Below are 1,887 nucleotides of genomic sequence, written 5' to 3'. Positions count from 1 at the left end.
CTCAAGGCTTACATCCCCGTCTATGCTGACGTCGGTGCCGGTGAGGGTGTTGAGCCGATTGATTATGTTGCCTGTACCCGGGCGCGAGCTGCACCCGAAACATTACGGGCCTACCGGGTCGACGGGCTCTGCCTGGACCCGGAGATTCGCCATGGTGATACCATTATCGTGGACATCGCACTAAGCCCCACCAGCGGCGACCTGGTGGTGGTGATCATGGAGGGTAAGGCCGCGGTCAAGCGTTACAAGCAAGACAGTCAGGGCAATAAGTGGTTGGAGGATAACGACGGGCGGTATCAGCCCGAGGATGTGGCCCTTCACGGCGTGGTAACGGACTATGTGCGGAAGTTGCGGTAGATGAGGCTTGCTTGCTTTTAAGTAGACGGACTGGCAGTCAGAAGGTAGTGGGTTCGAATCCCATCAGCTCCACCATGAAGCTAAATAGGGCAGGGAATCAGGAAAATGGCATCTCAATACCTTCTGATTTCCTGCGGTTTATATCTAGGGCGATGCTTTTAGACCATCTGATTTCCAAGCCCGTAGCTGAAGCGCTGGACGAGTTTCTTATTGACCTCAAGATCGGGGAGCGGAGCCCGAAGACAATCCTATTCTACCGGGACCGGTTGAAACACTTTGTGGACTTTATTAAGCCAGCTACCTTACTAAAAGACATCGGTACCGGCGACATCAAGGCGTTTTTCAGTAAGCAGGACAGCGACCACATCTATGCCTACCATGCCACCTACAGGGCGATGCGGGCGTTCCTGAAGTGGTGCGTCAGACAAAACTACCTGATAGAGAGTCCGCTAACATTCGGTCCGCCGAAACTCCCTGACATCATCAAGCCGGCATTTACCGATGATGAATTGAAACGGATAATCAATGCCTGCCAGGGATCCCTCGGGTTGAGGAACAAAGCCATGGTGCTGGTGCTGGTTGACACCGGGATACGACGTGATGAGCTGGCCAAGATTAAGGTATCCGACATCAACCTTGATGGGAGACTTCTGACAATCATTGGCAAGGGTAGGAAACAGAGAGTGTTGTCTATTACCCCGACGACGCTCAAGGCGGTCTGGCAGTATCTCAAATCCAGGCGGAACCCCAGTGAGTTCTTGTGGCTCACCGAGGAAGGCAAGCCACTTACCGGTGACGGGATTGGCCAGGTACTTCAGGGCCTGATGACCCGGGCTGGAATCAAGGGGCACAAGGCCAGTGCCCACGTCTTCCGGCATACCTTCGCTAATGGCTTCCTTGATGCTGGCGGTGACCCGCTTGACCTGATGTATTTGCTGGGCCATGCTTCATTGAAGATGGTGGAGAATTACTCCCGGGCGCACAGGCAGCGCAGGGCATTGAAGGCTTTGGAGAAACAGCGGCCGGTGGACAGGATTGTGAAGGGCTAGGTTCCCACAATCATTGGGCTGGCAAAGAACTTCCCTGGCTCTTGCTAGCCATCTGAAAGGCGTGTGCGAACTTGCCAATGTCCGATGGCTCCAGTCTACCACTCCATGATTCAAGAACCTCCTCACCTCTCATAGATTCAAGAACCTCCTCACCTCTCATATCAACACGGCTTAATAAGACCTCACAGTGGCTAAGATCGGTTACATTCGTCGTCAGTATTGAGCAAACCTCTAGTAATCGTGGGATATAATTCCGACTCCCAACTAGGTTTTCAGCCGTTAAACATTCACCGTCCTTCATCACCGCCATAAGCCAAGTCTTGCTTTTCATTTTACACAGTTACTATTGCGGAACTCGCAAAGAACTTCCTGGCCTGTTCCTCCCGGGCTGGGTTGCTTATCTGGGCATATACTACGGTATTCTGGATATTCTTGTGCCCTATCCAGTCCTGGACGAACCGAATGTCGGCGCCGGCATCCA

At 52.9% G+C, this 1,887-nt stretch carries 2 protein-coding genes; both read left to right on the top strand.

All coding sequences use genetic code 11. The features are described 5' to 3' along the window. The first annotated feature begins 12 nt into the window (after positions 1-12). Positions 13-357, top strand: coding sequence for a LexA family protein (locus tag HWQ67_RS17320; protein ID WP_320414583.1), 345 nt, complete (start codon positions 13-15; stop codon positions 355-357). A gap of 11 nt (positions 358-368) precedes the next feature. Continuing rightward, complete coding sequence (locus HWQ67_RS17315; protein ID WP_218253947.1) at positions 369-1,406, top strand: tyrosine-type recombinase/integrase; 1,038 nt, start codon at positions 369-371, stop codon at positions 1,404-1,406. The last annotated feature ends 481 nt before the right edge of the window (positions 1,407-1,887 follow it).

This window comes from Candidatus Magnetobacterium casense (assembly GCF_019173545.1).
GTDB classification, from domain to species: domain Bacteria; phylum Nitrospirota; class Thermodesulfovibrionia; order Thermodesulfovibrionales; family Magnetobacteriaceae; genus Magnetobacterium; species Magnetobacterium cryptolimnobacter.
Note: the sequence above shows the minus strand (reverse complement) of the source record. Positions and strands in the feature narration are given on the sequence as shown.